At 71.3% G+C, this 26,201-nt stretch carries 26 protein-coding genes; 15 read left to right on the forward strand and 11 right to left on the reverse strand.

Annotation, left to right across the window (positions count from 1 at the left end; all coding sequences use genetic code 11):
- Positions 1-59 precede the first annotated feature (59 nt).
- The 3 genes from PZB77_RS09450 to PZB77_RS09460 are packed head-to-tail and all read left to right on the forward strand — an operon-like array spanning position 60 to position 2,225.
- The gene (locus PZB77_RS09450; RefSeq protein WP_275492124.1) at positions 60-971 is read left to right on the forward strand and encodes a phosphotransferase; all 912 of its coding nucleotides are present in this window, start codon (positions 60-62) and stop codon (positions 969-971) included.
- Positions 972-1,664 (forward strand): class I SAM-dependent methyltransferase, encoded by a 693-nt coding sequence (locus PZB77_RS09455; protein ID WP_275492125.1) that lies wholly within the window; start codon positions 972-974, stop codon positions 1,662-1,664.
- Between the two features lie 15 nt (positions 1,665-1,679).
- Positions 1,680-2,225 (forward strand): HAD domain-containing protein, encoded by a 546-nt coding sequence (locus PZB77_RS09460; RefSeq protein WP_275492126.1) that lies wholly within the window; start codon positions 1,680-1,682, stop codon positions 2,223-2,225.
- A 487-nt stretch (positions 2,226-2,712) separates the two neighbouring features.
- Here the strand turns inward: PZB77_RS09460 and sodN are convergent, their stop codons facing one another.
- The gene (gene sodN, locus PZB77_RS09465; protein WP_275492127.1) at positions 2,713-3,108 is read right to left on the reverse strand and encodes a superoxide dismutase, Ni; all 396 of its coding nucleotides are present in this window, start codon (positions 3,106-3,108) and stop codon (positions 2,713-2,715) included.
- Between the two features lie 186 nt (positions 3,109-3,294).
- On the opposite strand from sodN, the gene sodX reads away from it, so the two are divergent.
- Positions 3,295-3,732 (forward strand): nickel-type superoxide dismutase maturation protease, encoded by a 438-nt coding sequence (gene sodX / locus PZB77_RS09470; protein ID WP_275492128.1) that lies wholly within the window; start codon positions 3,295-3,297, stop codon positions 3,730-3,732.
- Here sodX and PZB77_RS09475 read toward each other — a convergent pair.
- On the reverse strand, positions 3,636-4,265 hold the full coding sequence (locus tag PZB77_RS09475; protein ID WP_275492129.1) for a CGNR zinc finger domain-containing protein: 630 nt from the start codon (positions 4,263-4,265) through the stop codon (positions 3,636-3,638). The genes sodX and PZB77_RS09475 overlap by 97 nt on opposite strands.
- 94 nt (positions 4,266-4,359) lie before the next feature.
- Between PZB77_RS09475 and PZB77_RS09480 the strand changes: the two genes are divergently transcribed.
- A complete protein-coding gene (locus PZB77_RS09480; protein ID WP_275492130.1) occupies positions 4,360-5,124 on the forward strand; it encodes a class I SAM-dependent methyltransferase in 765 nt (254 codons plus the stop codon).
- A gap of 339 nt (positions 5,125-5,463) precedes the next feature.
- On the opposite strand, the gene PZB77_RS09485 is transcribed toward PZB77_RS09480, so the two are convergent.
- The 3 genes from PZB77_RS09485 to PZB77_RS09495 are packed head-to-tail and all read right to left on the reverse strand — an operon-like array spanning position 5,464 to position 8,158.
- The gene (locus tag PZB77_RS09485; protein WP_275492131.1) at positions 5,464-6,225 is read right to left on the reverse strand and encodes an amino acid ABC transporter ATP-binding protein; all 762 of its coding nucleotides are present in this window, start codon (positions 6,223-6,225) and stop codon (positions 5,464-5,466) included.
- Complete coding sequence (locus PZB77_RS09490; RefSeq protein WP_275492132.1) at positions 6,222-7,160, reverse strand: amino acid ABC transporter permease; 939 nt, start codon at positions 7,158-7,160, stop codon at positions 6,222-6,224. Before PZB77_RS09490 ends, PZB77_RS09485 begins: the two co-directional genes overlap by 4 nt.
- Before the next feature lie 29 nt (positions 7,161-7,189).
- Entirely contained in the window at positions 7,190-8,158 is a 969-nt protein-coding gene (locus PZB77_RS09495; RefSeq protein WP_275492133.1) for an ABC transporter substrate-binding protein, read from the reverse strand.
- A gap of 552 nt (positions 8,159-8,710) precedes the next feature.
- On the opposite strand from PZB77_RS09495, the gene PZB77_RS09500 reads away from it, so the two are divergent.
- Positions 8,711-9,940: an NADP-dependent malic enzyme gene (locus PZB77_RS09500; protein ID WP_275492134.1), complete on the forward strand. Its 1,230-nt coding sequence runs from the start codon at positions 8,711-8,713 to the stop codon at positions 9,938-9,940.
- Positions 9,941-10,087: 147 nt separating this feature from the next.
- On the opposite strand, the gene PZB77_RS09505 is transcribed toward PZB77_RS09500, so the two are convergent.
- Both PZB77_RS09505 and PZB77_RS09510 read right to left on the reverse strand, forming a co-directional pair.
- Positions 10,088-11,137, reverse strand: coding sequence for a family 2 encapsulin nanocompartment cargo protein polyprenyl transferase (locus tag PZB77_RS09505; RefSeq protein WP_275495980.1), 1,050 nt, complete (start codon positions 11,135-11,137; stop codon positions 10,088-10,090).
- Positions 11,138-11,285: 148 nt separating this feature from the next.
- On the reverse strand, positions 11,286-12,692 hold the full coding sequence (locus PZB77_RS09510; RefSeq protein ID WP_275492135.1) for a family 2B encapsulin nanocompartment shell protein: 1,407 nt from the start codon (positions 12,690-12,692) through the stop codon (positions 11,286-11,288).
- Between the two features lie 181 nt (positions 12,693-12,873).
- Between PZB77_RS09510 and PZB77_RS09515 the strand changes: the two genes are divergently transcribed.
- The 3 genes from PZB77_RS09515 to PZB77_RS09525 all read left to right on the forward strand — a co-directional run bounded on the left by PZB77_RS09515 (position 12,874) and on the right by PZB77_RS09525 (position 15,695).
- Positions 12,874-13,323 carry an Rrf2 family transcriptional regulator gene (locus tag PZB77_RS09515; RefSeq protein ID WP_275492136.1) on the forward strand — a complete coding sequence of 150 codons (450 nt, stop codon included), beginning with the start codon at positions 12,874-12,876 and terminating at the stop codon, positions 13,321-13,323.
- A gap of 98 nt (positions 13,324-13,421) precedes the next feature.
- Positions 13,422-14,642, forward strand: coding sequence for a globin domain-containing protein (locus tag PZB77_RS09520; RefSeq protein ID WP_275492137.1), 1,221 nt, complete (start codon positions 13,422-13,424; stop codon positions 14,640-14,642).
- 105 nt (positions 14,643-14,747) lie between these two features.
- Entirely contained in the window at positions 14,748-15,695 is a 948-nt protein-coding gene (locus PZB77_RS09525; protein ID WP_275492138.1) for a pyridoxal-phosphate dependent enzyme, read from the forward strand.
- Here the strand turns inward: PZB77_RS09525 and PZB77_RS09530 are convergent.
- Entirely contained in the window at positions 15,671-17,272 is a 1,602-nt protein-coding gene (locus PZB77_RS09530) for a Na+/H+ antiporter (RefSeq protein WP_275492139.1), read from the reverse strand. The two genes, PZB77_RS09525 and PZB77_RS09530, sit on opposite strands and share 25 nt — an antisense overlap.
- Before the next feature lie 36 nt (positions 17,273-17,308).
- Between PZB77_RS09530 and PZB77_RS09535 the strand changes: the two genes are divergently transcribed.
- From PZB77_RS09535 to PZB77_RS09545, 3 genes are all read left to right on the forward strand, one after another.
- Positions 17,309-17,569, forward strand: a complete 261-nt coding sequence (locus tag PZB77_RS09535; RefSeq protein ID WP_275492140.1) for a UBP-type zinc finger domain-containing protein — start codon at positions 17,309-17,311, stop codon at positions 17,567-17,569.
- A gap of 294 nt (positions 17,570-17,863) precedes the next feature.
- Complete coding sequence (locus tag PZB77_RS09540; RefSeq protein ID WP_266708962.1) at positions 17,864-18,277, forward strand: anti-sigma regulatory factor; 414 nt, start codon at positions 17,864-17,866, stop codon at positions 18,275-18,277.
- Between the two features lie 23 nt (positions 18,278-18,300).
- Entirely contained in the window at positions 18,301-19,230 is a 930-nt protein-coding gene (locus PZB77_RS09545) for an RNA polymerase sigma factor SigF (RefSeq protein ID WP_275492141.1), read from the forward strand.
- Between the two features lie 69 nt (positions 19,231-19,299).
- On the opposite strand, the gene PZB77_RS09550 is transcribed toward PZB77_RS09545, so the two are convergent.
- The gene (locus PZB77_RS09550) at positions 19,300-19,767 is read right to left on the reverse strand and encodes a hypothetical protein (RefSeq protein WP_275492142.1); all 468 of its coding nucleotides are present in this window, start codon (positions 19,765-19,767) and stop codon (positions 19,300-19,302) included.
- A gap of 164 nt (positions 19,768-19,931) precedes the next feature.
- Here PZB77_RS09550 and PZB77_RS09555 point away from each other — a divergent pair, with 164 nt between their 5' ends.
- On the forward strand, positions 19,932-20,897 hold the full coding sequence (locus tag PZB77_RS09555) for a diacylglycerol kinase family protein (protein ID WP_275492143.1): 966 nt from the start codon (positions 19,932-19,934) through the stop codon (positions 20,895-20,897).
- A 319-nt stretch (positions 20,898-21,216) separates the two neighbouring features.
- The gene (locus PZB77_RS09560) at positions 21,217-21,474 is read left to right on the forward strand and encodes a WhiB family transcriptional regulator (RefSeq protein ID WP_003953983.1); all 258 of its coding nucleotides are present in this window, start codon (positions 21,217-21,219) and stop codon (positions 21,472-21,474) included.
- Positions 21,475-21,663: 189 nt separating this feature from the next.
- Here the strand turns inward: PZB77_RS09560 and PZB77_RS09565 are convergent, their stop codons facing one another.
- Entirely contained in the window at positions 21,664-23,130 is a 1,467-nt protein-coding gene (locus PZB77_RS09565) for a PAS domain-containing sensor histidine kinase (protein WP_275495982.1), read from the reverse strand.
- A 670-nt stretch (positions 23,131-23,800) separates the two neighbouring features.
- Here PZB77_RS09565 and nagB point away from each other — a divergent pair.
- Positions 23,801-24,586: a glucosamine-6-phosphate deaminase gene (nagB, locus tag PZB77_RS09570; protein ID WP_275495983.1), complete on the forward strand. Its 786-nt coding sequence runs from the start codon at positions 23,801-23,803 to the stop codon at positions 24,584-24,586.
- 88 nt (positions 24,587-24,674) lie between these two features.
- Here the strand turns inward: nagB and PZB77_RS09575 are convergent, their stop codons facing one another.
- The gene (locus PZB77_RS09575; protein ID WP_275492144.1) at positions 24,675-26,195 is read right to left on the reverse strand and encodes a glycoside hydrolase family 3 protein; all 1,521 of its coding nucleotides are present in this window, start codon (positions 26,193-26,195) and stop codon (positions 24,675-24,677) included.
- Positions 26,196-26,201 lie beyond the last annotated feature (6 nt).

Consider the following 26,201-nt stretch of genomic DNA (forward strand, 5'->3'; position numbering starts at 1 on the left):
TCCGGGGCGGGCCAGCTCGCGCGCCCGCCCCGGAGCCCACCAGCCCCCTGGAGACCCCCATGGACCAGAGCCTGTCCGCCACCCTGCTGAACGACCTGTGCACCCTCGTCGGCAAGCCCCTACCCCACCGTGCCGAGATTCGCGTCTGGGGCATGTCCGGCGTCGAACGCGTCACCTTCCCCGACGACACCACGGCCGTCTTCAAGTACGCCAAGGAACCCTTCGACCGCGAGGCGCAGGCCCTGCAGCTGGCCCACCAGCGACGGCTCCCGGTCCCCGCGCTCCACGCAACCGCCCTGCGGGACAAGTGGCTCGGGATGCTCATGGACGACCTCGGCACCCCCGTAAGGAACGCGGACGACCTCGACGGTGTCGCCGCCGCCGTCATGCTCCACGCCGCACGCCCAGCGGGCGGTCTGCCACTCCTCGACGGAGCGGGCCTCGCAGCTCTGCCCGGCCGAGCCCTCGATCACCTCGGGCAGCTACGGAAAGCCGACCGATGGACGGACTGCGACGACATCGAGACCGCGCTGGGGAAGATCTCCGCAGCGGCCGAGACCCGTGTCCAGGGGGCGACGCTCGACCCGTTCGGCTGGGTCCACTCCGAGTTCCACCCCACGAGCGTCCACATCGGGGAGAGCGGGTGGCACCTTCTCGACTTCGCCCGCGCCTTCACCGGACCTGGCCTGATCGACCTCGCCTCCTACCACGGCACCACCGACGTACCGAGCCCCTTCCGCATGCGGGTGTTCCTGGAGCAGTACGTCACCGCAGGCGGTCATGAGGACGCCCTCGCCGCCCGGGGCGGCCTGACCGCCGAGGCATGGGCACTGGGCTGGCACCGCATGTGGGCCGTGGAGTGGTTCATGGAACAGGCCATCCACTGGATCAACGACCCGGCCAAGGACCCCGCATACATCCCCGTCGTCCGACGCCACCTGGACGACGTGGTCCAACTCCTGGAGGTCTAGGTGCTCACCCAGATCTCCCCCTGGTACGCCCACGCAGCCCAGCGCACAGCCGCCGCCCCCGCGCACGCCCTGACCGCACCGGCCCGGATGGAATGGAGCACCCACGCCGGCATCGGTCCCGGCGCCGAGATCCTGGGACGGGACCTCTGCGGCAAGCGCCTCCTGGAGCTGGGCTGCGGCCCCGGCCACAACGTTGCCCACCTCGCGAAGCACCACCAAGCCCGCGTCACCGGCGTGGACCTGATCGGCCTCCAGGTACGTCGGGCCCGCTCCCACTACGGCCACATCGACGGCGCCACCTTCGCCGCCGGCCACGCACTGCACCACCTGCAGGCCACCGGTCGGATCTTCGACGCGATCTACTCCGTCTTCGGGGCCGTCGGCCTCGTCGCCCCCGATCTCCTCCTCGCCGCCATTTCCCGGCGTCTGGAACCAGGCGGTGTGCTGGCCTTCTCCGTCCCTCACCCGGGACGGGCCGGAAGACATCCATCCACGGACGACCGCCCGCGCGAGGACTACGTCACCATGCCCGACCGCACCCGACTGCCCCTCGCCCGATGGGAGTTCGACGCCCGTCGCTGGGGCGCTCATCTCTCCCGGACCGGCCTGCGCGTCACCTCGGCGGCGGAGCTGCGGCACCCGCGCCGCGACCCGTGGCCTACCACTCTCCTGATCACCGCCCGCAAACGCTGACCGACGGAGGCACCGATGCCCCTGCCCTACCTGCTCCTGGACATCGACGGCGTCCTCATCCCCTTCCCGGCCGCCGACGGGAGCACCCCGCCCACCCACCTCCGTCACACCGTCCTGCCCGCCGGTCGGCACCCCGATGACCCCGTGCCCATCTGGCTCGACCCGAGTCACGGCGGCCTTCTCGCCGATCTCCTGACCAGTGGACTCGTCACCCCCGTGTGGTGCACGAGCTGGCGCGAGGACGCCACCACGATCATCGGCCCTCTCCTTGGACTGCCCGACTTCCCCTACCTCGACCTTCCTCGACCTCAGATCACCACGAGCCACCCCGACGGCTACCTCTGGAAGCGCGACCACGTCGACCCATGGTTGGAAGACACTCCCGCCGTCTGGATCGACGACGACTTCACCAGCTTCGACCACAGCTGGGCGGCGAAGCGCAATGCCGGGGGAGCGCCGACTCTCCTCGTGCAGCCCGACCCGTACTCAGGGCTGCAGCCCTGGCACCTGACCGAGCTCACGGCGTGGGTCTCGCAGTTGTCCGCGGTTCGCACCGTCTGACGACGAATCCACCGCAGTCCCGAACAGCGAGGGCTTCAGAGTGTTGCTCCGCGCGATGGCCGGGGCCACGCCCCGGGGAATCCAGCGAACCTCTGACTGGCTCTTCACGGGAGGAGGGCGAACCATGCAACTACCCGATGGTTAGACGAATGGAGTTTCTCTCGTCGCACGCTGCAAGCGGCGAAGAACAGGGCGCCGAGGCTGAGGGCTGCAAACCCGCGGAACCGCCGCACCGGGTCACCCATGACCTGCGGCACTTCTCCGCCTCCGCGCTCATCGGGGGCGGGGCGAGCGTCAAGCAGGGTCGGCTGGTCCTCGGCCGTGTGTCCGCCGTCATCACGCTGCGGATCTACGCGCACACTGTGGCCTGGAAAAGAAGACCGCACCCGGTCCGCCATGGACGCCGTGCTCGGCGGCCTGCGGACCGGGTGCGGACCGGTAGGAAGTCTGACTAGCGAAACCGCAGGTCAGAAGGCCTAACCAGAGATCAGGCCTTCTTGGTCTCCCAGAAGATCTTGTCGATCTCACCGATCAGGTCCAGGGCCTTCTGGCCCGTCGCCGGGTCGTTCGACGCCTTGGCGGCGGAGAGCGCCTTCAGGGTGTCGTTGACCAGCTGGTGGAGCTGGGGGTACTTCTCGAAGTGCGGGGCCTTGAAGTAGTCGCTCCAGAGCACGGAGACGTGGTGCTTCGCGAGCTCAGCACGCTGTTCCTTGATCAGGACCGAGCGGGTGCGGAAGTCCGCGTCCTCGTTGGCCTGGTACTTCTCCTGGACGGCCTTGACGGACTCCGCCTCGATGCGGGCCTGGGCCGGGTCGTACACACCGCAGGGCAGGTCGCAGTGGGCGCTGACCTTCACCTTGGGGGCAAACAGGCGGGAGAGCATGGAGCTGTCCTTCCTCGTGATCGTCTTCTCAGGTGGGACATTACTCCGTGGAGCACCCGATTCGCCGAGTGCCCCCAGGGGCTTAGGTCAAAAGTCCGGGGCGGGGGCGGGCCTTCGGGGGCCGAATGTACGAGAGGTACGCGAGACGGTGTACTGGAGTCCGGACGTACCGGGGAGGTGGCGGAGATGACGGAAGCGGCGCGGGAGCCCGGGGACGGGCGGCCGGCCGGGGGGCGGTTCCAGGTGGTGGAGGTGACGGGGCCGTCGATGGTGCCGACGCTCTACCACGGCGACCGGCTGCTGGTGCGGTACGGGGCGCCGGTGCGTCCGGGGGACGTGGTCATCCTGCGCCATCCGTTCCAGCAGGACCTGCTGCTGGTGAAGCGCGCCACCGAGCGTCGCCCCGGCGGCTGGTGGGTGCTGGCAGACAACACCTTCGCCGGCGGCGACAGCACGGTGTACGGCGCGGTCCCGGAGGACCTCGTGCTGGCCCGGGCGCAGCTGCGGTTCCGGCCGCTGAGGAAGGATCAGCGTTCGGCGCTGGGGGTGCTGGGCTGGGCGACATCGGCGCTGCGGCCGGTGTCGGCGGTGCGGTCGGCCTCCAGGCGCTTGCGCGCCCGGTAGGCGGCGACGTTGGCGCGGGTCGCGCAGCGGTCGGAGCAGTACCGCCGCGACCGGTTGGTGGAGGTGTCCAGGTAGGCGTTGCGGCACGGCGGTGCCTCGCACAGCCCCAGCCGGTCCACCCCGTGCGTGGTGAGGTGGAAGGCGAGCCCCATGGCGGCGATGGCGGCGTACCCGGCGGTGGCGTTGGACGGGTGGTCCGCCAGGTGCATGTGCCAGTCCGGCTTACCGGTCTCGTCCCGGGTGTCGTGGCCGGAGATCTGCGGGCTGACGGGGAACTCCAGCAGCAGGGAGTTGAGCAGGTCCACGGCGAGGGTCTCATCGTCCTCGTCGGCCGCCTCGAAGACCGACCGCAGCCGGCCCCGTACGGAACGGAAGCGGGTCACGTCGGCGTCGGTCGCCCGGCGGGCCGCCTGGGAGTTGCCGGCGAAGAGGTCGCGGACGGCGTCCACCGAGGTGAGCACGTCCTTGTTCCGGGCCGGCTCCTCGGTGTTGACCAGACGGACGGCGTAGTCCGAGTAATAGGCCAGTTCCACTTGTCGTCCTTACGGCGTGGGTCTACAGTTCCCTACGAACCAACGTGGTAATAGTCTCACCTGCGTAGCAAGTATTACACCAGAGAGGGTTTCCATGACGGAGCACGTGACGTCGGGCACCGACTGGCGGTCCTGGCAGGAGAGCTGGGACCGGCAGCAGGAGTGGTACATGCCGGACCGCGAAGAGCGGTTCCGGGTCATGCTCGACATGGTGGAGGCACTGGTCGGCCCCGAGCCGCGGGTGCTCGATCTCGCCTGCGGTACGGGAAGTATTACGGACCGGCTGCTCCGCAGGTTCCCGAAAGCCACCAGCACCGGCGTGGACCTCGATCCCGCGCTGCTCGCCATCGCCCGCGGCACCTTCGACGGCGACGACCGAGTCACCTTCGTCACCGCCGATCTCCTGGATCCCACCTGGCCCGGGAAGCTCCCCCACGCCTCGTACGACGCCGTGCTCACCGCCACGGCCCTGCACTGGATGCACTCCGGGCCGCTCACCACGCTCTACGGGCAGATCGGCGAACTCGTCGCGGACGGCGGGGTGTTCATGAACGCGGACCACATGACCGATCCCGCGACTCCCCGCATCAACGCGGCCGAGCGCGCGCACCGGCACCTCGGGATGGACCGCGCTAAGGCCGCCGGCGTGCTCGACTGGGCCGAGTGGTGGGAGCTCGCCGCGAAGGACCCCGTCCTCGCCGGGCCGACCGCCGAGCGGTTCGCGATCTACGGCGAGCACGCGGACGGCGACACCCCGTCGGCCGAGTGGCACGCCCGTACCCTGCGGGCCTCCGGCTTCGGCGAGGCGCGAGCGGTGTGGGCCTCGCCCTCGGACGCGCTGGTGCTCGCCGTCAAGTAGGGGCCGGGGTCCAAAGGTCGACGGCGCACCGGTCCGGACCGACGGCGACGTGCTGATGCCGCGTTCCAGCACCGGTTTCCGCGCGGAAGGACCGTAGGACCCCCGCCCCCGCCCCCTGCTGACGGCCGACCAGGTCCGGGAGCTGATACTGCGGCCGGCGACGGCGCCGTCCACGTAACCGCCCCGACGGCCTACCGGCCGGTCGGCGTCCGGCCGGTCGGGGCCGGAGACGTCCGGAGGGGCGGCGGGACCGCAAAAAGCCCCGCTGCCCCTCCGGACGACCTGGTTCGCCGTGATGCCTGCAGCACTACGGCCCTGCAGCACTACAGCACTACAGCACTACAGCACCTTGGAGAGGAACGCCTTGGTGCGTTCGTGCTGCGGGTTGGTCAGCACGTCCCTCGGGTGGCCGGTCTCGACGACCACGCCGTCGTCCATGAAGACGAGCGTGTCGCCGACCTCGCGGGCGAAGCCCATCTCGTGGGTGACGACCACCATCGTCATGCCGTCCTCGGCGAGTCCGCGCATGACGTCCAGGACGTCACCGACCAGCTCCGGGTCGAGCGCCGAGGTGGGCTCGTCGAAGAGCATCAGCTTCGGCTCCATGGCCAGCGCGCGGGCGATGGCCACCCGCTGCTGCTGTCCTCCGGAGAGCTGCGAGGGGTAGTTGCCGGCCTTGTCGGAGAGGCCGACCCGGTCGAGCAGGCGCTCCGCGCGCTCCCGGGCGACCGCCTTGCTCTCGCCCCGGACCTGGATGGGCGCCTCCATGACGTTCTCGATGGCCGTCATGTGCGGGAACAGGTTGAAGCGCTGGAAGACCATGCCGATGTCCCGGCGCCGCAGGGCGACTTCGCTGTCCTTGAGCTCGTACAGCTTGCCGCCCTGCTCGCGGTAGCCGACGAGTTCACCGTCGACGGAGAGGCGTCCGGCGTTGATCCGCTCCAGGTGGTTGATGCACCGCAGGAACGTCGACTTGCCGGAGCCGGAGGGGCCGATCAGGCAGAAGACCTCCCGGGGGGCGACCTCCAGGTCGATCCCCTTGAGGACGTGCGCGGCGCCGAAGGACTTGTGGACGCCCTCGGCCTTCACCATGGCGGTCATGCGACGCCTCCCTGGGGCCGGCTGAGCGACATGTTGGCCTTGATCCGCTGGAACGGGGTGGGGGGCAGGCTGCGGCTCGACCCTCGTGCGTAGTGGCGCTCCAGGTAGTACTGGCCGATGCTCAGCACCGAGGTGAGGACCATGTACCAGATGGCCGCCAGGAACAGCATCTCCACCGCGGCACCGGAGTTCTGCGTGACGTCCTGGGTGGACCGCAGCAGTTCGCCGTACTGGACGGCGACCGCGAGCGAGGAGGTCTTGAGCATGTTGATGACCTCGTTGCCGGTGGGCGGCACGATCACCCGCATCGCCTGCGGGACGACGATCCGGCGCAGGGTCATGCCGTGGCTCATGCCCAGCGCGTGCGCCGCCTCGGTCTGGCCCTCGTCGACGGACTGGAGGCCGGCCCGGCAGATCTCCGCCATGTACGCGGCCTCGTTGAGTCCGAGGCCGAGGAGCGCGCAGAGGAACGGGGTCATGAAGTTCGACCACTCGTCCTTGTAGACGGGGCCGAGGTTGATGTACTGGAAGACCAGGCCCAGGTTGAACCAGACCAGGAGCTGTACGTAGACCGGGGTGCCCCGGAAGAACCAGATGTAGCCCCAGGCGACGGACGAGGTCACCGGGTTCTTGGAGAGCCGCATGACCGCGAGCACGACGCCGAGGACGATGCCCATGATCATCGCGAGGACCGTGATGACGACGGTCTTGCGGACGCCGATGAGTATCTGGTCGTTGAAGAAGTAGTCCGGTATCGCGCCCCAGTTGATCTTGCCCTGGGAGAAGGCGTAGACGAGCGTGGCGAGCAGGCCGAGGATCACGACCGCCGCGAGGTAACGGCCGTAGTGGCGTACCGGGACGGCCCTGATCGGCTCGGGCCCGGCCGCCGGGGCCGGCGGGGTGTCCGCCGGCCCGGGGGTGTTGGTGTCAGTCACTGGTGATGCCTTTCAGCGCCGGTTTCCGTTCAGGACCCGCCGTTGAGCTTGGCCTCGGTCACCGCGCCGGCGTCGACGCCCCACTTGGTGATGATCTTCTGGTACTCGCCGTTCTTGATGATCTCCGCCAGCGCGGCCTGGATCGCCTTGGTGAGCTCGGGGTTGTCCTTGGCTATCGCGATGCCGTACGGGGCGGCCTCGACCTGCTCGCCGACGAGCTGGAAGTCCTTGCCGCCGCCCGAGGTCTTCACCGCGTAGGCGGCCACCGGGAAGTCGGAGGAGCCCGCGTCGGCGCCGCCGGCGCGCAGCCGGGTCTGGGCCTCCAGGTCGTTGTCGAACGCCTCGATGGCGATCTTGCCCTTGCTGCCGCACTTCGCGCTCTCGGTCTTGGCGAGGTCGTGGGAGACCGTGCCGCGCTGGACGACCATCTTCTTGCCGCAGAGGTCGGCCCAGGTGGCGATCCCCTTGTCGTCGCCCTTCCTGGTGTAGATGGAGACGCCGGCGGTGAAGTAGTCGACGAAGTCGACGCCTTCGCCGACCTTCTTGTTCGTCTCGGGGTCCACGCCGTCCTGGCGGTTCTTGTTGTCGGTCATCGCCGACATGGCCAGGTCGTAGCGGCCCGAGCGCAGGCCGGTGAGCAGCGTGTCGAACGTGCCGTTCTGGAAGGTGAACTTCACTCCGAGCACCTTGCCCAGCGCGTTGCCGAGGTCGGGGTCGATGCCGATGACCTTGCCGTCCTCACCCTTGAACTCGACGGGCGGGTAGGCGATGTCGGAGCCGACCTTGATCTCGCCCTTCGACCGGATGGAGGCGGGGAGGAGATCGGCGGGCGCGGAGGCGCCGGCGGAGGCGGTGGTGGCGGCCGGCGTCGCCGCGTCGTCGGCGCTGTCGGTCTGGTCGCCGCAGCCGGTCAGGATCAGCGCGCCGGCGACCGCGAGGGAGCCCACCGCTGCCAGACGGGACATGGCGGGCGAACGGCGGGTGGTGCGAGCGGTCATGGTCGGAGTCCTCCGGCAGTGAGGGAGCGTCAACGAGCGAGAGTCGCGCACGAGTCTTCGAGTGTCGACATCTTGAGCGGTCAGGGCATCCTGCCATCCGGAATGGCCCATTCAGGGGTCCAGCCATGTCAAAATCGGGTAACGGGTGACCCCCGAATCCCCCCAGGCCGGTACAGCCGGGCCGGACCATCTGTGGGAATCGCACCTGGCGACCGGAGAATCTCCGGGACGGCCGGAGCCGGCGCACGACTCGTGTGCCGTACACCGGAATTACGCCGGACGGATTTCCGCCGCGGACTTCTCACGCCATTCGCCCATGAACCTCGTCACGCGGTCGAAAGAGACTCGTCCACGGCGGGCCCGGTCCGGTAAGAAAGACCTTTACACCCCTCATCCGGGGACCAGGACGCGTGTGCGGCGCGTCCGCGTGTGCGAACCCTCCTCGCCGAGGCGGTCCAACCGCCGGCGCGGGGACGTACACGGTGCCCACCCACCCCTCCTCGACCAGGAGCGGCAACCCTTCGACGATGAAGACCTAAGGGGTCACACAGCATGGCAGCGGAGATCGTCAACCCTCTCAATCACAGCACCACCGGCGGTCCGGCCGGAGGACCGGACACGGCCGACGAGCCCTTCGACGCGGCTTTCGCGCTCCACCGCGGCGGGAAGATGGCCGTGCAGGCCACCGTTCCGATCCGCGACAAGGACGACCTGTCCCTCGCGTACACGCCCGGCGTCGCCAAGGTGTGCAGCGCCATCGCGGAGAACCCGGAACTCGTCCACGACTACACCTGGAAGTCCCAGGTCGTGGCGGTCGTCACGGACGGCACCGCCGTGCTCGGTCTCGGTGACATCGGCCCCGAGGCGTCCCTCCCGGTGATGGAGGGCAAGGCCATCCTCTTCAAGCAGTTCGGCGGGGTGGACGCGGTGCCGCTCGCGCTCGCCACCACCGACACGGACGAGATCGTGGAGACCGTCGTCCGGCTCGCCCCCTCCTTCGGCGGGGTCAACCTGGAGGACATCTCGGCGCCCCGCTGCTTCGAGATCGAGCGCAGGCTCCAGGAGCGGCTGGACATCCCGGTCTTCCATGACGACCAGCACGGCACCGCGGTGGTGACACTGGCGGCCCTGCGCAACGCGGCGAAGCTCTCCGGCCGGACCCTGGGGGACCTGCGCGGGGTCATCTCGGGGGCGGGCGCTGCCGGTGTCGCCATCGCGAAGTTCCTGCTGGAGGCGGGGATCGGCGACATCGCCGTCGCCGACCGCAAGGGCATCGTCAGCCGGGACCGCGAGGACCTGACGGACGTCAAGCGGGAGTTGGCCGGCCTCACCAACAAGGCGGGGCTCTCCGGCCCCCTGGAGTCCGCACTGGCCGGCGCCGACCTCTTCATCGGTGTCTCCGGCGGTACGGTGCCCGAGCCGGCCGTCGCCTCGATGGCCCCGGGCGCGTTCGTCTTCGCCATGGCCAACCCGAACCCGGAGGTCCACCCCGACATCGCGCACAAGTACGCGGCGGTGGTGGCCACCGGTCGCTCGGACTACCCGAACCAGATCAACAACGTGCTCGCCTTCCCCGGCATCTTCGCGGGCGCGCTCCAGGTGCGTGCCTCCCGGATCACCGAGGGCATGAAGATCGCCGCGGCGAACGCGCTGGCCGACGTGGTCGGTGACGAGCTGTCCGCGGACTACGTCATCCCGTCGCCGTTCGACGAGCGGGTGGCCCCGGCGGTGACGGCCGCCGTCGCCGCCGCCGCGCGGGCCGAGGGCGTCGCCCGGCGCTGACCCCGCCCGTAGGCCCACGTGACCGTACGCCCGTACGCCTGTAAGACGGCGAGGGCATGGGCACGCACGGAACCCCGCTCCCCGCCCGCCCGGGAGCGGGGTTCCGTGCGCTGCGGGCTCCATGCGCCGCGGGGCTGTCCTCCTGCCTCAGTGGCTGCGGCGGGTGACGAACTCGGCGAGGGAGAGCAGGTCTCCCGCCGCCGCGAGATCGGGCACGGCACGGGAGAGGTGGTGGACCGCCCGGGCCATCCGGTCGGCCGCCGCGGCCTGGGCCCAGTCGCGTCCGCCGGCCCGCTCGACGGCGTCGGCGGCCCGGCGCACCTCGTCCCGGGTGGTGAGGGGCCGTTCGTAGAGCGCGGCGAGGTCGGCCGCCGCCGGGGTGCCCGAGGTGAGCGCGGCCACCACCGGCAGCGACTTCTTGTGGGCGGTGAGGTCGGCGCCGACCGGTTTCCCGGTCCGCGCGGGGTCGCCCCAGATCCCGATCAGGTCGTCGATGAGCTGGAAGGAGAGGCCCGACTCGCGGCCGAAGCCGTCCATCGCGGCGACCGACCGGTCACCGGCACCCGCGTAGAGGGCGCCGAGGGCACAGGCGCAGCCGAGCAGCGCGCCGGTCTTGGCCATGGCCATGGTGAGGCACTCGTCGAGCGTGACCTCGCGGGGGCCGCGTTCCTCGAGGGCGCAGTCGGCCTGCTGGCCGGCGCAGAGTTCGATGACGCACGCGCAGAGCCGGGCCGCCGCGGTGGCCGAGGCGGGGTGGTCGTCCTCGGCGAGCAGGCGCAGGGCGAGCGCCTGCATGGCGTCGCCGGCGATGACGGCGTCCGGCACTCCGAAGACCGCCCAGGCGGTGGGCCGGTGCCGACGGGTGGCGTCCTCGTCGATGACGTCGTCGTGGAGCAGGGTGAAGTTGTGCACGAGTTCGACGGCCACGGCCGCGCGCACCGCGCGTTCCGGGTCGCCGCCGAGCGCGCGGGCGGCCGCCAGCACCAGGGCGGGTCGGATGGCCTTCCCGGCGGGGGCGGCACGACCGTCGACGTTGCCCTCCGCGTCGGCCCAGCCGAAGTGGTACATCGCCACCCGGCGCATCCCGGCGGGCAACGACTCCACCGCGGCGCGCAGGTGCGGGTCGACGACGGCCCGGGTCCGCTCCAGGAGCGCTGCGGCCTCGTGGCCCTCGGTCGCGGCGTCCGTACTCGTCATGGTCACGGGTCACTCCCTCTGTCACGGGTGGGCCCCCGGTCCGGTTCGCCGGGGGCCCAGGGGCGCGGGTGGTGCGGTGGTACGGGCGCGGGCGGCGGGCCCCGGACGGGAAGTCCGGGGCCCGCCGCCCGGGGACGGCCCGGGGCCGTCAGTGCCAGCGGCTGACCTCCACGTTCTCCAGGATGCCGAGGGCGTCCGGGACGAGGACGGCGGCCGAGTAGTAGGCCGTGACCAGGTAGGAGATGATCGCCTGCTCGTCGATGCCCATGAAGCGGACGGAGAGGCTCGGTTCGATCTCGTCCGGGATGCCGGTCTGCTGGAGGCCGATGACGCCCTGCTCGGCCTCGCCGGTCCTCATGCAGATGATCGAGGTGGTGCGGGCATCGGTGATCGGGATCTTGTTGGACGGGAAGATCGGTACCCCGCGCCAGGCCGGTACGTGCTGTCCACCGACGTCGACGCTCTCCGGCACCAGTCCGCGCCGGTTGCACTCGCGGCCGAAGGCGGCGATGGCGCGGGGGTGGGCGAGGAACAGCTTCGATCCGCGCCGCCGGGAGAGGAGTTCGTCCATGTCGTCGGGGCTGGGCACCCCGGCGTGCGGCTGGAGCCGCTGGCCGTAGTCGCAGTTGTTGAGGAGGCCGAACTCCCGGTTGTTGATGAGCTCGTGCTCCTGGCGCTCGCGGAGCGCCTCGACCGTGAGCCGCAACTGCTGCTCGGTCTGGTTCATCGGCTGGTTGTACAGGTCCGCGACACGGCTGTGCACCTTCAGGACGGTCTGCGCGACGCTGAGTTCGTACTCGCGGGGCGCCGCGTCGTAGTCCACGAAGGTGTGCGGGACGACGGCCTCGCCGACGTGGCCGGCGGAGAGGTCGATCGCCGCCTCGCCGTACTTGTTGGTCCGCTGCTGCGGGATGGCGAGCAGCCGGGCGAGGTGGTCGCGGAGGGTGTCCACCCGCTCGGCGAGGTTGAACACGTCGGCGCGGCTCAGCGTCAGCAGCGTGCAGGCGGTGGCCGCCCGGGCGGTGAACTCCCACTGCGCGTCGCCCTCCACCAGGGAGTGGTCACCGAAGTACGAGCCGTCCGCGAGGACTCCGAGCACCGTCTCGTCGCCGTAGGGTCCCGTGCCGATCTTCTCCACCCGGCCGTGGGCCAGCAGGAAGACCCGGTCCGCAGCGTCCCCCGAGGCGGCGATGACCTCTCCGGCGGCCACGTCACGCTGTTCGCAGCGGCGGGCGAGTTCGGCGAGCGCCTCCTCGTCCCCGTACTCGCGCAGTGCGGGCAGTTCACCGAGTTCGGCGGGGATGACCGCGACCCGGTCGCCGGTCTGCACGAAGGTCACCCGGCCGTCCCCGACCGAGTAACTGAGCCGACGGTTCACCCGGTAGGTACCGCCCTGGACCTGCACCCACGGCAGCATCTTCAGCAGCCACCGCGAGGTGATCTCCTGCATCTGCGGCGCCGACTTGGTGGTCGTCGCGAGGTTCCTCGCAGCGGCCGTGCCGAGACTCTGCTGCGGCGTGCCCTGCGTGTCGCGAACCTCTTCACCAACGGACATCTGACGGCTTCCTCTCGATCATGGGCTGAGCTGCGTGAAGAAGCCTTTCAGCACGGAGTGTCGCGACGCCATTACACAAAAGAGTGTGGTTGAACGGGGTGCAGACGGGGCAGGACGGACCCGCGGTGTCCCGCGTGACTCATAATTTGCATGCCAGATACCAATTATTGAGGGTGGTGCCGTGCGGCTGACGAGATTCACCGACGTGGCGTTGCGCGTACTGATGCGCCTCGCCGTCGCGGGGAACGGCGAGGCACCGACCACCCGGGAGGTGGCGGCGACCATGCGGGTGCCGTACACCCACGCCGCCAAAGTGGTCGCCCGGCTCCAGCACCTCGGCCTGGTCGAGGCGCGCCGGGGACGCGGCGGCGGACTCGCCCTCACCGGGGCGGGCCGCGCGGCGTCGATCGGCGGAGTCGTCCGGGAGCTCGAGGGCACCGGAGACGTCGTGGAGTGCGAGGGCGACAACCCGTGCCCCCTGCTCGCCGCCTGCCGGCTGCGCGGCGCCCTGCGCCGGGCGCAGGAAGCCTTCTTCGCCGAGCTGGATCCGCTCACCGTCGCCGAACTCGTCGCCGCACCCACCGGGCCCCTGCTCATCGGCCTCAGCGCCACCCGCCCGGACGCCGGCTGAGCGGGCTCCCGCGGGTACGGCCCCCACGGGCCGTACCGGACCTCTGCGGTGCCAAAAATGCGCATCCCACATACCAATTCAACATCCGAGGAGTCCCGATGCTCTCCGAGCCGTCGACCGCCACCGTCCGCGCCACCCTCCCCGCCGTCGGGGCCGCCATCGGAGACATCGCCGACCTCTTCTACCACAAGCTCTTCGCCGCCCACCCCGAGCTGCTGCGCGACTTCTTCAACCGCGGCAACCAGGCCGCCGCCACCCAGCAGCGCGCCCTCGCGGGCTCGGTCGCCGCGTTCGCGACGATGCTGGTCGAGCACCCGGACACCCGCCCGGACGTGATGCTGAACCGGATCGCGCACAAGCACGCCTCCCTCGGCGTGACGGCCGCGCAGTACGAGGTGGTTCACACCCACCTCTTCGCCGCCATCGCGGAGGTGCTCGGCGACGCGGTCACCCCGGAGGTGGCCGCCGCCTGGGACGAGGTCTACTGGCTGATGGCCAACGCCCTCATCTCCCTCGAGGACCGGCTCTACGCGGAGCGGGGCGTCGCCGCCGGCGACGTCTGGCGGGAGTGGGAGGTCGTGGACCGTGCGGAGGCCACCGCCGACGTCGCCACCTTCCGGCTCCGCCCCGCGGACGGCTCCCCGGCCCCGGCGTTCCGCGCCGGCCAGTACGTCTCCGTCCAGGTAGAGCTCCCGGACGGCGCCCACCAGATACGCCAGTACAGCCTCTGGGGCGCTCCGGACTCCCCGCTGCGGTCGATCGCCGTCAAGCGGGTCCGCGGCGGCGCCGGGCCGGACGGCGAGGTCTCGGCGCACCTGCACGCCCACGTCAGCCCCGGTGACCGGCTGCGCGTCTCGCTGCCGTACGGCGACCTGACCCTCGGCTCGCTCGGCGGGTCCGTCGGAGGGGAGTCGCAAGTCCCGCTGCTGCTCGCCTCGGCCGGAATCGGCTGCACCCCGATGCTGTCTTTCCTGGAGCACCTCGTGGCCACCGCCCACGCCGCACCGGTGACCGTGGTGCACGGCGACCGCTCCCCCGACGACCACGCCCTCCGGGTCGACCACGCGCGGCTGACCGGCGAACTCAAGGGCGGCGCGGCCCACTTCTGGTACGAGCACCCGGAGGCCGGCCACCCCGCCGAGCGCACCGGACCGGTCGACCTGCGCGGCCTGACCGTCGCGCCCGGCACCCACGCCTACCTCTGCGGCCCGCTGCCCTTCATGCGCGCCGTCCGCACCCAGCTGCTGGCCAAGGGCGTCCCCGCGGCGGACATCCACTACGAGGTGTTCGGCCCGGACCTCTGGCTCGCCCAGGATTGATCCGGGGCCGGCCCGCGCGGCAGGACGGGCGTCGCCGGCGACGGCCGGGCCGGCGGGGCGAAGGGTCCCCGCCGGCCTCCGCGCGGCTGGGGTGACACTGGAGGGGTGCGCCCGACACCCCCCGCCTCCCCGGACCCCGCCTCCCTCCTCCGCCCCCTCCTGCCGTCCCCGCTGGTGGAGACGGGCGACGAACGGTTCGCGCGGCACGGCGTCCGTCTGCTCCTCAAGCGGGACGACCTGATCCATCCGGACCTGCCGGGCAACAAGTGGCGCAAGCTCGCGCCCAACCTCGCCGCCGCGGACGGTCGCCCGGTGCTGACCTTCGGCGGGGCGTACTCGAACCACCTGCGGGCGACCGCCGCCGCCGGGCGGCTGCTGGGCTTCGCCACCGTCGGGGTCGTACGCGGCGAGGAGCTGGCGCACCGCCCGCTCAACCCCTCGCTCGCCCGGTGCGCGGCCGACGGGATGCGGCTGCACTTCGTGGACCGGGCGACCTACCGCGCGAAGGACGATCCGCGGGTGCTGGGGGCGCTGCTGGACCGCTTCGGGGACGCCCGGGTCATCCCGGAGGGCGGCAGCAACGCGGCGGCCGCACAGGGCTGCACGGAGCTCGGGCGGGAGTTGCGCGGGCACACCGAGGTGGCCGCGGTGGCCTGCGGGACCGGCGGGACCCTGGCGGGCCTCGCGGCCGGCCTGGACACCGGGCAGCGGGCGCTCGGCGTCGCGGTACTGCGCGGCGGTTTCCTGGCCGGCACCGTGCGGGACCTCCAGCGGGAGGCGTTCGGCGGGCCGAAGGGGCAGTGGTCGGTGGAGGACCGCTTCCCCTTCGGGGGTTACGCCCGGACGACACCGGAACTCCACGCGTTCGCCGAAGACTTCGAGGACCGGCACGGGCTGCCGGTCGAGCGGATCTACGTGGCGAAGCTGCTGTACGCGCTGACCGAGCTGGCCCGGGAGGGGGCGTTCGCCCCGGGCTCCCGGGTGACGGCGGTGGTCACCGGGCGCCCGGAGCCCGGGCCGGACGCCGGTCAGGAGGCGTCGGACTCCCGGTAGGCCGCGGCCTCTTCGAGGTCGAGGCGGCGCAGCAGGGTGCGCAGCATCTCGTCGTCGATGCGGCGGTCGTCACGGAGCCGCACGAAGACCGCGCGCTCGGCCTCGATCATGTCGCGGGAGAGCCGGCGGTAGGTGTCGTCGGCGGACTCGCCGGTGAGCGGGTTGGCGGCGCCGAGGCGTTCCCACACGGCGTTGCGGCGGCGTTCCAGGACCGTGCGGAGCCGGTCGGCGAGGGGGGCGGGAAGGCTGTTGTGCTCGTCCGCGAGGAGTTCGTCCAGCCGCTGTTCGGCGGCGGTGGACGCCTCGCTCTGGGCCTGCGCCTCGGCGAGCGTCTGGGTTTGCGGGTCGGGGCGGGGCAGCTTCAGCACCCGGACCAGCAGCGGCAGTGAGAGGCCCTGGACGACCAGGGTGCCGATGACGGTGGTGAAGGTCAGGAAGAGCACCAGGTTGCGGGCGGGGAAGGGCTCGCCGTCGTTCATGACCGTCGGGATGGAGAAGGCGATGGCGAGCGAGACGACGCCGCGCATGCCGGCCCACCCGACGATCAGCGGGGCGGTCCAGTCGGTCTCCGGTTCGCGGGCGCGGATGCGGGAGGAGATCCAGCGCGGCACGTAGGTGGAGGGGTAGACCCACAGGAAGCGGACGACCACGACGGCGACGAACACGGCGACGGCGTAGCGGAGCGCGTCCCACACGGCGTAGGCGCCCAGTCCCCTCAGCACGAACGGCAACTGGAGCCCGATGAGGGCGAAGACGGCTGACTCCAGCACGAAGGCGACCATCTTCCAGACCGCGGCCTCCTGGAGGCGGGTGGCGAAGTCGACCTGCCAGGACCGGTGTCCGAGGTAGAGGGCGACGACGACCACGGCGAGCACGCCGGAGGCGTGCACCCGCTCGGCGGCCGCGTACGCGACGAACGGGATCAGCAGGGACAGGGTGTTCTGGAGCAGCGCCTCCTTGAGGTGGGTGCGCAGCCAGTGCAGCGGGACCATCAGCAGGAGGCCGACGAGGACGCCGCCGACCGAGGCGAGCAGGAACTCGAAGATCCCCTCGCCCCAGCTCATCCCCGCGCCCACGGCGGCGGCCAGGGCCACCTTGTAGGCGGTGATCGCGGTGGCGTCGTTCACCAGGGACTCCCCCTGGAGGATGGTGGTGACCCGGGCGGGCAGGCCGACCCGGCGGGCGATGGCGGCGGCGGTCACGGCGTCGGGCGGGGCGACGACCGCGCCGAGCACCAGCGCTGCGGGCAACGGCAGGTCCGGTACCAGGAGATAGGCGAGCCAGCCGACGGCGAGCGTCGCGAACAGGACGTAGCCGACCGACAGCAGAGCGACGGGCCGGGCGTTGGCCCGCAGGTCCAGGTAGGAGCTGTCCACGGCGGCGGTGTACAGCAGGGGCGGCAGCAGCAGCGGCAGCACGATGTGCGCGTCGAGCGTGTAGGCCGGTACGCCCGGCAGGTAGGCGGCCAGCAGTCCTACGGCGACCAGCAGCAGCGGCGCGGGCACGGGTGTCCGCCGCGCGGCGCCGGCGACCGCCGCGCTGGCCGCGACCAGTGCGACCAGGGGCAATGCGTCCATCAGTCGGGTCCTCGCATCCGTCGTAACCTGGCCATCATGAGTGAGTGCCTCCACGTATCCGAACTGCCCCGCCCCGAGCCGACCCCGCTCAGCTCCACCTGCCTGGAGTGCCGGGACGCCGGGGCACACCCCGTGCAGCTGCGCCTCTGCCTCACCTGCGGGCACGTCGGTTGCTGTGATTCGTCACCGCTGCGGCACGCTACGGGACACGCCCGGGAGAGCGGACACCCGGTGATGCGGAGCTTCGAGCCCGGCGAGAGCTGGCGCTGGTGCTACGAGGACGGTTCGATCGTCTGACGCCTGGGTACGTCGAACCGGGCGCCGGTTCTTCGGAATTGCGACCCCGCACTCCGCACCCCGCAACCCCCGGGGCGGGGCACCTCCCCGTCACGGGCGAACAATGCCGGTCACGGCACTAGCCACTTTCCGTAGGACCGTGCTTACCATGTGTCACCCCCACCGGTTGGGCTCGCGGCGACACGGCACCATGGATCGCGATAGCGTCGCCCCGACCGAGAACCGACGACCGACCGCACGGTTTTGGACATGTTCCGGAACCTCGAACGAGTTTGTGCCACCTTGGAGGTGAGGGTGTCCCAGATCGCAGGTGAACCCGGGAACCAGGACTTCGTGGAGGTCCGGCTGCCCGCGGCGGGTGCCTACCTGTCGGTGTTGCGTACGGCCACGGCCGGCCTCGCGGCGCGCTTGGACTTCACTCTCGACGAGATCGAGGATCTCCGCATCGCGGTCGACGAGGCCTGCGCGATCCTGCTCCAGCAGGCCGTGCCGGGTTCCGTCCTCAGCTGCGTGTTCCGGCTCGTCGACGACTCCCTCGAAGTGACCGTGTCGGCCCCGACCACGGACGGGCGGGCGCCGGAGCGCGACACCTTCGCGTGGACGGTGCTCGCCGCGCTGGCGGGCAAGGTCGAGTCCACGGTCGCCGACGACCGGACGGTCAGCATCAGCCTCCACAAACAGCGCGGCGCGGGACCCGGGCCGGCGTGAGCGACGGGAACGGGGACGGTGCTGTGCGGGACGATTCGGTTCGACCAGGGGCGGTGCACCCGACCGCCGTCCCCGAGCAACAGGCCCGGCCGCACCCGGTGGACGGGGCGGCCGGGGCCGGCGGGCCCGGGGGTGTCACGGTCGCGGCAGATCAGGTGGAGCGGGCGGGCCAGATGAGCGAGCACGGGCACCACGATCCCAACGACCGCAGCGGCGCACGGGCGCTCTTCTTCGTGCTCCGGGAGCTGCCGGACGGATCTCCCCAGAAGGCGGAGCTGCGCAACCGGCTGGTCCGGATGCACCTGCCGCTCGTGGAGCACTTGGCCCGCAGGTTCCGCAACCGGGGCGAGCCGCTGGACGACCTCACCCAGGTCGCCACGATCGGCCTGATCAAGTCCGTGGACCGGTTCGATCCGGACCGGGGCGTGGAGTTCTCCACCTATGCGACGCCGACCGTCGTCGGTGAGATCAAGCGCCACTTCCGGGACAAGGGCTGGGCGGTGCGAGTCCCGCGCCGCCTTCAGGAGTTGCGGCTGTCGCTGACCACGGCGACCGCGGAGCTCTCCCAGCAGCACGGCCGTTCACCGACCGTGCACGAGCTGGCGGAGCGCCTCGGCATCTCCGAGGAGGAGGTGCTGGAAGGGCTGGAGTCGGCCAACGCCTACAGCACCCTCTCGCTCGACGTGCCGGACACGGACGACGAGTCGCCCGCCGTCGCGGACACACTGGGTTCGGAGGACGAGGCCCTGGAGGGGGTCGAGTACCGCGAGTCCCTGAAGCCGCTGCTGGAAGGCCTGCCGCCGAGGGAGAAGCGGATCCTCCTGCTCAGGTTCTTCGGCAACATGACCCAGTCGCAGATCGCGCAGGAGGTCGGCATCTCGCAGATGCACGTCTCCCGGCTGCTGGCCCGCACCCTGGCCCAGCTGCGCGAGCGGCTCCTCGTGGAGGAGTGAGCGTACGCGTACGGAAGCGGCCCGCCCCGGCAGATGCCGGGGCGGGCCGCTTCCGTACGGAGAGCCGGGCTACCGGTCCTCGGGGGCCGGGCGCGGTCCGCGGTCGATGCCCAGCTCCCGCGTGGTGGCGGGGTTGAGGACGAGGACCAGCGCGGTGATCGCGACGGCGGCGAGCGCGATCCCGGTGGGGATCAGGCCGCCCTGGGACTTCAGCAGTGTGTACGCCACCGGCAGCGCCATGATCTGCGTGATGAGCGTCGGGCCCCGGCTCCAGCTGCGGCGCAGCAGCAGTCCGCGGGCGGCCGCGAGCGGGATGACGCCGAGCGCGGCGAGGGTGGCTCCGCCGGTCACCGCCTGCTGCGGGCTCTGCGGGTGGCCGAGCAGCCCCATCACCAGCATGGAGATCCCGCCGACGACGAGTGCCGCCCCTTCCAGGGCGGTGAGCGCGGCGAGGGCCTCCATGCGCCCCGGCTTCCCGGTCCGTGCCCCGGGTGCGGGCGCGGGCGGCGGGGCGGGCGTGTTCGCTTGAGTACTCACGCCAGCCAGGTTGGCATCCCGGGGCCCGGAAAGCGAAGCCGGGGGCCGCGCGTTCCCGAGCGGCACGCCCGGTAACTCCGTGTCACCGGGGGTGAGCGATCACCCTGGGTGACCGGCCGGGAGCGGCTCCCGGCCGGTACCGCCCGGTAGGTAGGCTTGCTGTCATGCGCGCTCTCCTCGTGGTCAATCCCGCCGCCACCACCACCAGTGCGCGCACGCGCGACGTGCTGATCCACGCACTGGCGAGCGAGATGAAGATCGAGGCCGTGACCACGGAGTACCGGGGTCACGCCAGGGACCTGGGACGGCGTGCCGCGGACTCCGGCGGCTTCGACCTCGTGGTCGCCCTCGGCGGTGACGGCACCGTGAACGAGGTCGTCAACGGACTGCTGCACGACGGTCCCGACGACGGGCTGCCGAGCCTCGCCGTGGTCCCCGGCGGCTCGACGAACGTCTTCGCGCGGGCCCTCGGACTGCCCAACGATCCGGTGGAGTCGACCGGCGCGATCCTCCAGGCGCTGGCCGCGGAGAGCTCCCGCACGGTCGGGCTGGGACTGGCCGTCGGCACCCCGGGCTCCGCCGACGAGGCGGTGCCCGAACGCTGGTTCACCTTCTGCGCGGGCCTCGGCTTCGACGCCGGCGTGATCGGCCGGGTCGAACAGAAGCGCGAAGGCGGCAAGCGTTCGACCCACGCGCTGTACGTGCGCCAGGTGCTCCGGCAGTTCGTCGACGAGCCGCACCGCCGTCAGGGCGTGATCACGCTGGAGGTGCCCGGACAGGAGCCGGTGCACGAGCTGGCGCTGTCGATAATCTGCAACACCGCCCCCTGGACCTACCTGGGCAATCGCCCGATGTACGCCTCCCCCAAGGCCTCCTTCGACACCGCCCTGGACCTCCTCGGCCTGAAGCGGCTCTCCACCGCGCAGGTGGCCCGCTACGGCACTCAGCTGCTCACTTCCAGCCCCGAGAAGGGTCCACACGGCAAGCACGTCGTTTCACGACACGACCTCACGGACTTCACCTTGCATTCAAAGGTCCCGCTCCCCTTCCAGATGGACGGCGACCACCTGGGGCTGCGTACGAGCGTGACGTTCACAGGCGTACGCCGTGCACTGCGTGTGATTGTGTGAGTGGAAGGGCCCGAAGTCCTTTAACTCGAACGTTTGGGCTGGTTCCCACCCCTTAGAAGTACGGCTGTGACGGAGCCGACACCGAGGAATCAAAAAAAACTTTCCAGAAGGGGTTGTATCCGCCGCCCAGGTTTGGGAATCTCTACATGGCGATCGGGACGGCCCGCAGCATCGGCCTCCACTGAGAGTCAGAACCCCTCCCCACTGTGATGACCACGACCAGTTCGTCTGGGCGTAGGCCCTTCACCTGCGGGAGGATTCGTGAAAGCGTTCACATTCACAAGCAACACGCAAGTAATACCAAGGAGAGGTAGCAGCCATGGACTGGCGTCACAACGCCGTTTGTCGTGAGGAAGACCCCGAGCTGTTCTTCCCCATCGGCAACACCGGTCCTGCGCTGCTGCAGATCGAGGAAGCCAAGGCCGTCTGCCGTCGCTGCCCCGTCATGGAGCAGTGCCTGCAGTGGGCGCTCGAGTCCGGCCAGGACTCCGGCGTCTGGGGTGGCCTCAGCGAGGACGAGCGCCGCGCCATGAAGCGCCGCGCCGCTCGCAACCGGGCGCGCAACGCCAGCGCCTGACCGACGCCCCCGCGACAAAGCCTCAGCCCGGCGGCGCGTACGCAGCGTACGCACAGCCCCGCCTTCGAGTCGCAGCGCGCAGTACCCCGTAGCGCAGAAGAACGTGCTTGAGGCGAAAGGCCCGGACCGTCACCACGGTCCGGGCCTTTCGCTGTGCCGGGGGGAACGCGCCAGTCTCCCGGTCGGCGCCTACCGATCGGCGCTGACCGGGAGGTCGAGCACCACTTGGGTGCCGCGTCCCGGCGCGGGCACCATGTCGAAGCTGCCGCCCAATTCGCCCTCGACCAGCGTCCGTACGATCTGCAGGCCGAGGTTCCCCGCCGTCCGGGGGTCGAACCCTTCGGGGAGGCCGCGGCCGTCGTCCCGCACGGTGATGAGCAGCCGGCCGTCCTGGGAGGATCCGCCCCGCACCGCGGAGACCTCGACCGTGCCGCTGTCGCCGACGCCGAACGCGTGCTCCAGGGCGTTCTGGAGGACTTCGGTGAGCACCATCGACAGGGGCGTGGCCACTTCCGCGTCAAGGATGCCGAAGCGGCCGGTGCGCCGGCAGGTGACCTTGCCGGGCGAGATCTCGGCGACCATGGAGATGACCCGGTCGGCGATCTCGTCGAACTCGACCCGCTCGTCCAGATTCTGGGACAGGGTCTCATGCACGATGGCGATCGAACCCACCCGTCGCACCGCCTCGTTGAGCGCTTCGCGCCCCTGTACGGAGTCCATCCGGCGGGCCTGGAGGCGCAGCAGGGCGGCCACCGTCTGGAGGTTGTTCTTGACCCGGTGGTGGATCTCCCGGATGGTGGCGTCCTTGGTTATCAGCTCGCGCTCCCGGCGACGCAGTTCCGTGACGTCCCGGAGCAGCACCAGCGAACCGATGCGCACCCCCTTGGGCTTGAGCGGGATCGCCCGGAACTGGATGACGCCGCTCGTGCACTCGACCTCGAACTCGCGGGGCGCGTAACCGCTCGCCACCTTCGCCAGGGCCTCGTCCACCGGCCCCCTGGAGGGGGCGAGTTCGGCGGTGGCCTGGCCGAGGTGGAGGCCGACGATGTCGGAGGCGAGGCCGAGACGGTGGTACGCGGAGAGACCGTTGGGGCTGGCGTACTGCACGATCCCGTCGGCGTCGAGCCGGATGAGGCCGTCGCCGACCCGGGGCGACGCGTCCATGTCGACCTGCTGGCCGGGGAAGGGGAACGCCCCGGTGGCGATCATCTGCGCGAGGTCGGCCGCGGACTGGAGGTAGGTGAGCTCCAGGCGGGACGGGGTCCGCACGGTCAGCAGGTTGGTGTTGCGAGCGATGACGCCGAGGATCCGGCCTTCGCGGCGGACGGGGATGGACTCGACCCGGACCGGCACCTCCTCGCGCCATTCCGGGTCGCCCTCGCGCACGATCCGGCCCTGGTCCAGGGCGGCGTCCAGCAGGGGGCGCCGGCCGCGCGGCACCAGATGGCCGACCATGTCGTCCTGGTAGGAGGTCGGGCCGGTGTTGGGACGCATCTGCGCGACGGAGACGTACCGCGTCCCGTCCTGGGTCGGAACCCAGAGGACGAGGTCGGCGAAGGAGAGGTCGGAGAGCAGTTGCCACTCCGAGACCAGCAGGTGGAGCCATTCGAGATCGGTGTCGCTCAGGGCTGTGTGCTGGCGGACGAGGTCGTTCATGGAGGGCACATGTGCGAGCGTACCCGTGGATACCGAGAGGTTCCGAACCGAGCGGGGCCCGCCTCCCGCGACGGGAGGGCCCGCCCCGTGTACAGAACGGCACCGGGGCGGGAGAATCGGTGCGGCAGACGCATGGACACCGAAGAATGGTCTAGTCCACAATACGGAAACACGAACCTCCGTCCTCCCCGCACAGGAGGACGGATCGAGGCACCCGCGCTCTCTGCCCTGATCGCGCCGGTGCCCCGTACGGCCGGAGGCACCGCACACCGCCGGCCGAGCAGCTCCGGGTCGCGGAGCCGGGTGGGCTGAGGGTCCCTCCCGGCACCGCGGCCCGCGGGTGGCCGGCCGCCGCACGCGCCCCGCACCCCCCACCGGCCTTCGCCCGCCGTTCCGCGCGAGAGTCCCGCGTCGGTGCATCCTCCCCGCGTCCGCCCCCGCCCGGTACCGCCGCGTCACGACGGACCGGGATCACCGTCCGGTCGCGCGCCCTCCACATCTGCGGACAATTGGTTCAAGTCGCCCGACCGTCCGCCTCCCCGCGATCAAGATCCCAAAGACGGTGATCACAGGCGGACCGCACTCGCCCCCGCGGCGCCGAATTCTGTTAAATTTGGAGCCGATTGGTCTAAACCACATGGCCCTCACGGATCAGATCGGCAGGCACAGCGTGGAAGTTGTCATCGTCCCGGACGCAGCGGCAGGCGGCGAGCTCATCGCGGAGGCCATGGCAGCGCTGCTGCGCCGCAAGCCCTACGCCCTGCTCGGCGTCGCCACCGGCTCGACCCCGCTGCCCATCTACCGGTCCCTGGCCGAGAAGGTGCGCACGGGCGCGGTGGACGCCTCCCGGGCCAGGATCTGCCAGCTCGACGAGTACGTCGGACTGCCGGCGGGCCACCCGGAGTCGTACCGCTCGGTCGTCCTGCGCGAGGTCGTCGAACCCCTCGGACTGACCGCGACCTCCTTCATGGGCCCGGACGGTTCGGCCGAGGACGTCCAGGCCGCCTGCGAGGCGTACGACAGGGCGCTGACCGAGGCCGGCGGCGTCGATCTCCAGCTGCTCGGCATCGGCACGGACGGGCACATCGGATTCAACGAGCCCTGCTCCTCGCTCGCCTCGCGCACCCGGATCAAGACCCTGACCGAGCAGACCCGGGTGGACAACGCCCGCTTCTTCGACGACGACATCGACCAGGTGCCGCACCACGTCATCACCCAGGGCATCGGCACCATCCTGGACTCGCGCCACGCGATCCTGCTGGCCACCGGCGAGGGCAAGGCCGACGCGGTGGCGCAGACCGTCGAGGGACCGGTCGCCTCGATCGTGCCCGCCTCCGCGCTCCAACTGCATCCGCGCGCCACGGTCGTGGTCGACGAGGCCGCCGCCTCCAAGCTGAAGCTGGCCGACTACTTCCGGCACACCTTCGCCTCGAAGCCGGCCTGGCAGGGGCTGTAGGCCCCCTGGCCGCACGGGAAGGAAGGAGGGGCCGGCCACCTGGTGGCCGGCCCCTCCTTCCTTCCCGTGCGGCACGTCCCGCGCGCGGTCACGCCCCGGTGAGGGCCTCCGCCGCGGCGAGGCCGCAGACGCGGGCGGCACCGCGCGTCTCCACGTACAGCGCGCCACGGGGCGCCGAGTACGGCAGCCCCATCTCCACGACCACCGTGTCGGGGCGCCGGGCGAGCAGGGCGTCGACCGCCGCCGCCATCCAGGGGTGCCGGTGGGCGTCACGGACGACGGCCACGACGCGCCGCTCCCCCGCGGCGGCGAGGACCTCCGCCAGCGGGTCCGGACCGTCGCTGCCGTAGGTGGCGGCGGTGGTGCCGGGCAGCATCCGCGTCAGCTCGGCGGCGACGCCCCACGGCGTCTCGTCGCCGACCGCGATGTTGGCGACCGGGGTGAAGGCCGCGACGTGGACCGGGGCGTCGAGCCGCGGACCGTCGCCGGTCACCCGTACCGCCCTGCGGGCCGCGACGAGGCCGACGTCGCGGGAGCCGGTGCCGGGCGCGATCCCCTCCTGCACTGCCGCGCCCGGCTCCGTACCCGCCCCCCTCGCACCGCGCGTCCAGGACGCGAGTGCCCGTACCCGTGCGGCCGCGTCGGCCAGCCGCTCCTCGGCGAGCTCGCCGTCGCGCACCGCGGTGACCAGCGCGTCGCGCAGCCGCTCGACCGTGGCGTCGTCCTCCAGGCCGCCCCCGACGCACAGGGCGTCGGCGCCGGCCGCGATCGCGAGGACCGAGCCGCGCTCGATCCCGTACGTCGCGGAGATGGCCTGCATCTCCACCGCGTCGGTGACGATGAGCCCCTCGTACCCGAGTTCGCCGCGCAGCAGACCGGTGAGGATCTGCGGGCTGAGCGTCGCGGGGCGGTCGGGGTCGAGCGCGGGGAGCAGGATGTGCGCGCTCATCACCGACTTCGACCCCGCCGCGATGGCGGCCTTGAAGGGCACCAGTTCGCGGGCGTGCAGGGTCTCCAGATCGGCGTCGATCCGGGGCAGCGCGTGGTGCGAGTCGACCGCGGTGTCGCCGTGGCCCGGGAAGTGCTTGGTGCAGGCGGCGACTCCGGCGGACTGGATGCCCTCGACGTACGCGGCGGTGTGCCGGGCCACCAGGGCCGGATCGGCGCCGAACGAACGCACGCCGATGACCGGGTTGTCCGGGTTGGAGTTGACGTCGGCGGAGGGCGCCCAGTTGAGGTTGACGCCGCACTCGATGAGCCGGCGGCCCAGCTCGTGCGCGACCGCCCGGGTCAGCGCGGTGTCGTCCACCGAGCCGAGGGCGAAGTTGCCCGGGAAGGACGAGCCGTTGCGCACCTCCAGGCGGGTGACGTCGCCGCCCTCCTCGTCGATGGCGACCAGGAAGTCGTCGCGCTCGGACCGCAGTTGGGCGGTGAGTGCGGCGAGCTGGTCGGGCGAGACGATGTTGCGGCCGAACAGGCCGACGGAGGTGAGCCCTTCGCCGACGCGGCGCAGCAGCCACTCCGGCGCGGTGGTGCCGGTGAAACCGGGCTGGAGGACCGCGAGCGCGTCGCGGGTGATGGTGTCGGTGGGGGAGACAAGAGTGGTCATGGGGGC

The organism is Streptomyces sp. AM 2-1-1, assembly GCF_029167645.1.
Classification (GTDB): Bacteria; Actinomycetota; Actinomycetes; order Streptomycetales; family Streptomycetaceae; genus Streptomyces.